This window comes from Pseudomonas parasichuanensis (assembly GCF_021601385.1).
Lineage (GTDB): Bacteria > Pseudomonadota > Gammaproteobacteria > Pseudomonadales > Pseudomonadaceae > Aquipseudomonas > Aquipseudomonas parasichuanensis.
Genome location: NZ_BQHO01000041.1, coordinates 37,612 through 44,194 on the forward strand (window position 1 = coordinate 37,612; position 6,583 = coordinate 44,194).

Here is a 6,583-nt window from a genome sequence, read left to right on the forward strand (position 1 = left end):
TCACATCCCTTTGCCTGGGGCCAGGTTGCGCCACTGCGTGGCGTTCATCTGGCCAAGAATCTGTGGTTTGCCCGCACTGTCGACCGACAGGAACAAGGCACTTGCATAACCGCTGCTGCGTTCGCCGCCGGCTACGCCCAGTTGCCGCTCGAGCTGGTCGATGCAGCCGCTGTGGGTCACCAGCACCAGGTTATGGCCGGGCCGCTTGTGGTCGAACACCGCGCTGGCGAAGGTCGCATCGCAGCGTGCCACCCAGTCCTGGGTGGTGATGTTCTTGCCGAACATGAAACCTGCCGTCTGCCGGGTACGCACCTCGGGGCTGGCCAGCACATCGCTGTCCTGCAGCCCCAGCCGCTCGAGCCCCAGGCCTACGCCCACGGCGGCACGGCTGCCGTCCTCGGTAATACCGGCAGGGTCGCTCAGGCAGGCGGCATGGGAGCGGTCGCAGCGTTCGGCATGGCGCACCAGGACAATGGCCGAGCCCTTGGCCCAGGCGGCGTAGGTGCCGCTGCGGTTCATCTGCCGCTCGCTGCCGAGGTCGCGTACCTGGGTGCGTGCGGCATACCACGCCCCTGCGGTGGCCAGGGTCAACGCCACGCACAGGCCGGCGATCAAAGCCGTGGGGGAAAGCCGAACGCGCCGGGAGGGCTTGAGGGAGGTGGGTTTGACGAGGGTGCCTTGCAGCATGCAGTCACTCCGTGGGTGAGCAATGTGGGATGCAGCGGCGCAGGGCCACAGGCATCACGAGTGGCGGCACTTTAGAAAGTCGAATGTCGGGAGACGGTGAGGGGGATGTGAAAAAAATGCGAGCGGCGATCTTGTCGATGAAATCGATGAAATATTTCCTCACAATTTTTTCACTGGCGTTGCTATAACATAACGATATTAGCCGCGCCGTGTTTCTGCGCCAGCATGCCGGGTGGGTGACCATCCTGCGGCCATGCACCCTCAGTCTCTGGAGTTTTCATGAGCGTCAACCTGGATAGCCACGGCCTGGACCTGCAGGGGATTGCACGCTTCCAGCAAGCCCCCACGCAGGCACGCCGCCTGGTATTGCTGGTCTACAGCGCGCTGGCCGCGTCAGCGTTGCAAAGTGGGTTGGCGTTCTTTGTCGGGCTGTTCGCGCCCGCTTCGCACTGGGCACCCTTGCTGAGCATCAATGCCGCCGCCTGGCTGCTTGTCGCCGCCAGCAGCCGGTCGGCCTGGGTGGTTGCCAGCTGGCGCGCCACGGCCATCGGCCAGCACCCCGCGCAATTGGCGCCCTGGCGCAAGGCGTTGCAGGAGCAGGGCGACCCCGAGCTGCTCAGCCCTTACGAGCGCTGGCTCGAACGGCTGAGTGAGCTGTGCCGCAGGCAATTGCGGCGCATCGGCGGCGATGCGCTGTGGCTGTTCGGCCTGGCACTGCTGGCGCTACTGCTGGTGCAAGGGTACTGGCGGCTCGATCTGCCGGCCGCCGCCCTGGCCCACCAGGCAAGCTGGGTGGCGGTGGGGGGGTGGGCGCTGATCGCCTTCGGGCTGGTGGTGGTCGAGCGCCACCTGGCCGGCAGTGACGCCAACGCGTGGCCCGAAGCCACGGCGCTGGCGGCGCAGTTACGCCTGCTGATCGCCGTGCTGGTGTTGTCGATCCCTTGCCTGGTGTTCGCCGACGGCGAACGGTTGTGGCCGGCACGCCTGGCGGTGCTGATCGGGTTGCTGCCTGGCCTGTTGGCCGTCGAGCTGATGCTGCGGGCCGTGTTGTCGGTGTTCAGCCCGCGCCACCCACGCCGCGAACCGCATCTGGTGGCGCGCAGCCTGGTCGCCGGTGCGCTGCAATGGCCGCCGCGGCCACTGGCGTATTTGCGGGGCGAGTTGCACCAGCGCCTGGGTATCGACCTGCAACAGATCTGGGCTTTCGGCTTCATGCGTCGGGCCTTGTTGCCGGTATTGGCATTGGTCGGCCTGGTCGGCTGGCTGCTCACCGCTATCGTCGAGGTGCCCATGGACGGGCGCGGCGTGTACGAGCGCTTCGGCAAGCCGGTACAGGTCTATCAACCCGGTTTGCACCTGGGGCTGCCCTGGCCGTTGGGCAAGGTGGTGCGGGTGGACAACGGCACTATTCATGAGCTGGCCAGCACCGGCGACACCGCTGCCGCCGAGCCCCTGGCCGCTGCCGAAGGGCCTGCGCCCGTGGCTGCCAATCGCTTGTGGGATGCCACCCACGTCAGCGAGAACGCCCAGGTGATCGCGGGCAGCGATGGCGATGCGCAGAGCTTCCAGATCGTCAACATGGACGTGCGCTTCATCTACCGCATCGGCCTGAGCGACGCTGCGGCGTTGGCCGCCACCTACCACAGTAGCGATATTGAACAATTGCTGCGCAGCGTCGCCAACCGGGTGCTGGTACACGACTTTGCCGGGCGCTCGCTCGACGGTGTGCTGGGCGAAGCGCGCGAAGCCCTGGGCCAGGATATCGGCAGGGCGGTGCAGGCCGACCTCGACCAACTGGACAGCGGGGTGGAGATCCTCGCCACCGCGATCGAGGCGATCCATCCGCCCGCCGGCGCGGCCAATGCCTACCACGGTGTGCAGGCCGCGCAGATCAACGCCGATGCGCTGATCGCCCGTGACCGTGGCCAGGCCGCACAGCAGGCTAGCCTGGCCCGCCAAGCCGCCACCGTGGCCGCAGACTCGGCCAGCGGCAGCGCCCATGAAACCCGCGCCAAGGCCCAGGCGGCGGCGCTGCTGTTCGATGCCGAACGGGCGGCCTGGGCCGGTGCTGGCCAGGCCTTCGTGCTTGAACAGTACCTGGACCGGCTGAGCCAAGGGCTGGCCGGCGCCCACAGCCTGATCATCGACCACCGCCTGGGCGCGGCCCAGGCGCCGACCCTGGACCTGCGCAGCTATGGATTGCCGGTGGACCCAGCGCTATCAACCTCCAGTACCCGCAACCAGGAGCACGCCAAGTGAGCCAGAGCACCCATGCCGCCCACGACCACCATGGCTGCGACCATGATCACGGCCATTCCCATGCTGACCAGGCCCCGGCCGGCCCCGCCCGGCGCCGGATATTGATCGCCGCGCTGCTGGTGCTGCTGCTCGCCGCGACCGCCAGCCTAGTGCAGGTGCGGGTCGGCGAGGCCACCGTCATCACCCGCTTCGGCAACCCGTCGCGGGTGTTGCTGGCGCCGGGCCTCGCCTGGCGCTGGCCGGTGCCGTTCGAAGCGGCGGTGCCGGTCGACCTGCGCCTGCGCACCACCTCCAGCGGCCTGCAGGACGTCGGTACCCGCGATGGTCTGCGGATCATCGTGCAGGCCTATATCGCCTGGCAGGTGGCGGCCGATCCGCAGAGCATCCAGCGCTTCATGCGTGCCGTGCAGAACCAGCCTGATGAAGCCGCGCGGCAGATCCGCACCCTGGTGGGCTCGGCCCTGGAAACCAGCGCCAGCGGCTTCCAGCTGGCCGACCTGGTGAACGTGGATGCCAGCCGTGTGCGCATCGATGCCTTCGAGCAGCGTTTGCAGCAGCAGATAGCCGAACAACTGGCGCACACCTACGGCATCAAGGTGGTGCAGGTGGGCATCGAGCGACTGACCCTGCCCAAGGTAACCCTCGAAGCCACTGTCGACCGCATGCGTGCCGAGCGCGAAACCATCGCCACCGAGCGCACCGCCGAAGGCAAGCGCAAGGCCGCCGAGATTCGCTCCGCCGCCGAGCGTGACGCGCGCATCCTCGAAGCCGACGCCAGCGTCAAGGCCGCGCAGGTCCAGGCCCAGGCCCAGGTCGACGCGGCGCAGATCTACGGCAAGGCCTATGCCGGTGCGCCCGAGCTGTACCGCTTGCTGCGCTCGCTCGACACCCTGGGCACCCTGGTCACGCCCAGCACTCGCCTGGTGCTGCGCACCGACGCGGCACCGTTCCGTGCGCTGGTGGACGGCCCGGCATTGCCGGCGGGGCGTGCCCATGACTAACCCGCGTGGTAGCGCGTGGCTGCAGGCCGGCGGCATTGGTTTCATCGCGCTGTATGCGGTCACCTTGCTGGCGGCGCTGGGCTGGCTGTTTGGCAATGTCCGTGAAATCGGCCCGGAGAACCGTGCGGTGGTGCTGCGCCTGGGCGCCGAGTCACGGATCCACAACGCCGGCTTGCTGCTGGCCTGGCCGCGGCCGTTCGAACAGGTGCTGATACTGCCGTCGGCCGACCGGGTGAGCGAGCGCCGGGTCGAGCTGCTGCTGCGCTCGGAGCTGGCACGCAAGGCCGACCTGGACGGCAAGCTGGCCGGCGACGCGACGGCGGGGTCGGGCTACCTGCTCAGCGGCGACGCGGGCATGGTGCAGCTGGACGTACGGGTGTTCTACAAGGTCAATGAACCCTACGCCTTTACCCGCCAGGGCGAGCATGTGCTGCCGGCGCTGGAGCGCCTGGTCGAGCGCAGCGCGGTACAGGTTTGCGCCTCGCGCGACATGGACGCGATCCTGGTCGCCCGCCCGGAACTGGTCGGCGCCGACAGCGGCCTTGCCGAGCGCCGCGAGCGCCTGCGGGGCGACCTGCAGCAGGGCATCAACCAGCGCCTGGCGGCGCTCAAGGCGGCCGGCGGCGAGCTGGGCATCGAGGTGGTGCGGGTGGATGTGCAGTCCTCGCTGCCGGTGGCGGCAGTCAATGCCTTCAACGCCGTGCTCACCGCCAGCCAGCAGGCCGAACAGGCGATCGCCAGCGCGCGCAACGATGCCGCCCGGCAGTTGCAGCAAGCCACCCAGGCCGCCGACCGCACCTTGCAGGTGGCCGAGGCCGAGGGGCGTGAGCGTGTGTCCAGGGCCCAGGCCAGCACGGCGACCATCGTCGGCCTGGGCGGGCAGCAGGACCCGGACCTGTTATTGCGCCTGTACCGCGAACGTATGCCCGCCATCCTGTCCCACGCAGGCAGCGTAACCACCGTCGACCCTGGCGATGCCGGGCGCATGATCCTGGAAGGCCCCAAACCATGAGCACTCACCACCACGGCCATCATCACCACCATGGCCACGTGCATATCACCGCGGGGCTGCTGTCCAGCGACGAGCGCCGCCAGGCGGCCCGCCAACTGACCCTGGCCATGCTCGCCCTCGGCCTGCTCGGGTTGGGCCTGGCCTGGCGCTGGCTGGCCCCGGCCCAGGAGGGCGTGGCGCAACTGTTGCTGGGCTGCGCGTCGCTGCTGGTGGCGGTGCCGGTGTTGCGCTCGGCCTGGTTCAGCCTGCGCCACCCGAGCCTGCACGGCATCACCGACCAACTGATCGGCCTGGCCATGCTCGGCGCCTGGGCCACGGGCGACCTGGCCACCGCCGCATTGCTGCCGATCATCATGATCCTCGGCCACGTGCTCGAAGAGCGCAGCGTGATCGGCTCGCAAGAGGCGATCGAGGCCCTGGGGCGCCTGACCCGCAGCCAGGCGCGGCGGATCGGCGCGGATGGCCAGGTCAGCGAGGTGGACAATGCCAGCCTGGTACCGGGCGACCAGGTCGAAGTGCGTGCCGGCGACCGCGTCCCGGCCGATGGCCGGGTGCTGGAGGGCCAGGCCAGCCTGGATACCGCGCCGATCACCGGCGAAGGCCTGCCCCAGGACGTGCAGGCCGGCGCATTGGTGCATGGCGGCGCGATCAACCTCGATGGCCTGTTGCGCATCGAAGTCACCCGCGTGGGCGACGATTCCACGCTGGGCAAGGTCATCGCCCTGATGCAGCGCGCCGAGCAGGCCAAGCCGCCGATCACCCGCTTGCTGGAGCGCTATGCCGGGCGTTACCTGCTGCTGGTGTTGCTGATCGCCGCCGCCACCTGGTTCATCACCGCCGATGCCCAGGCCATGCTCGCCGTGCTGGTGGCCGCCTGCCCCTGTGCGCTGGTGCTGTCGGCCCCGGCCACCGCCGTGGCCGGGATTGCCGTGGCCGCGCGGCACGGCATCCTGATCCGTGGCTCGGCGTTTCTGGAAGAGCTTGCCGACCTGTCCTCGCTGGTGATCGACAAGACCGGCACGCTCACCCACGGCAGCCTGCACCTGCAGCAGGTGCTTAACAGTACTTCGCAATGGTCTGACGACCAGGTCAAACGCCTCGCAGCCAGCCTCGGCACGGCCAGCAGCCACCCGGTAAGCCGCGCCTTGGCCCGGCTGGTCAGCCATGATCGGTTACTGGCCCTGAGTGATCTGCGCGAACGCCAGGGTTTCGGCGTACTGGCCCGCACTGCCGAAGGCGAGGCCGCGCTGGGGCGCCCGGAGCTGTTCCAGCAGCTGGGCATCGCCATGCCCCCGGTGCCGACCCATGACGGGCCGATCGCCGGGCTGGCCCTGAATGGCCGCTTCGTGGCCTGGCTGCTGCTGGCCGACACCCTGCGCGCCGAAGCCGCCGAGGCCATGACGCAACTGCGCGAGCTGGGCTTGGGGCGCCAGTTGCTGCTGACCGGCGACCGCCAGCGTGTGGCCGACACCATCGCCGCACAGACCGGAATCGGCAGCGTGGTTGCCCAGGCACTGCCGCACGACAAGCTGCACCACGTCAATCAGGAGCTGCAGGCCGGTTTTCGGCCGCTGGTGGTTGGCGATGGCATCAATGATTCACTGGCGCTCAAGGCGGGCGTGGT

5 protein-coding genes are annotated in these 6,583 nt (G+C 69.0%); 4 read left to right on the forward strand and 1 reads right to left on the reverse strand.

The genetic code is table 11. The features are described from left to right. Positions 1-687, reverse strand: a complete 687-nt coding sequence (gene pmrG, locus L6D77_RS24160) for a lipopolysaccharide core heptose(II)-phosphate phosphatase PmrG (protein ID WP_232885478.1) — start codon at positions 685-687, stop codon at positions 1-3. Between the two features lie 279 nt (positions 688-966). Between pmrG and hflK (L6D77_RS24165) the strand changes: the two genes are divergently transcribed. The 4 genes from hflK (L6D77_RS24165) to L6D77_RS24180 all read left to right on the forward strand — a co-directional run. Then, a complete protein-coding gene (hflK, locus tag L6D77_RS24165; RefSeq protein WP_232885477.1) occupies positions 967-2,946 on the forward strand; it encodes a protease modulator HflK in 1,980 nt (659 codons plus the stop codon). After that, entirely contained in the window at positions 2,943-3,947 is a 1,005-nt protein-coding gene (locus L6D77_RS24170) for an SPFH domain-containing protein (protein ID WP_232885476.1), read from the forward strand. The genes hflK (L6D77_RS24165) and L6D77_RS24170 overlap by 4 nt, the downstream gene beginning before the upstream one ends. Beyond that, positions 3,940-4,959, forward strand: a complete 1,020-nt coding sequence (hflK, locus tag L6D77_RS24175; protein WP_232885475.1) for a protease modulator HflK — start codon at positions 3,940-3,942, stop codon at positions 4,957-4,959. The genes L6D77_RS24170 and hflK (L6D77_RS24175) overlap by 8 nt, the downstream gene beginning before the upstream one ends. Then, positions 4,956-6,583: heavy metal translocating P-type ATPase (locus L6D77_RS24180; protein ID WP_236170185.1), on the forward strand; the 1,628-nt coding region annotated here is incomplete at its 3' end. The genes hflK (L6D77_RS24175) and L6D77_RS24180, both read left to right, overlap by 4 nt.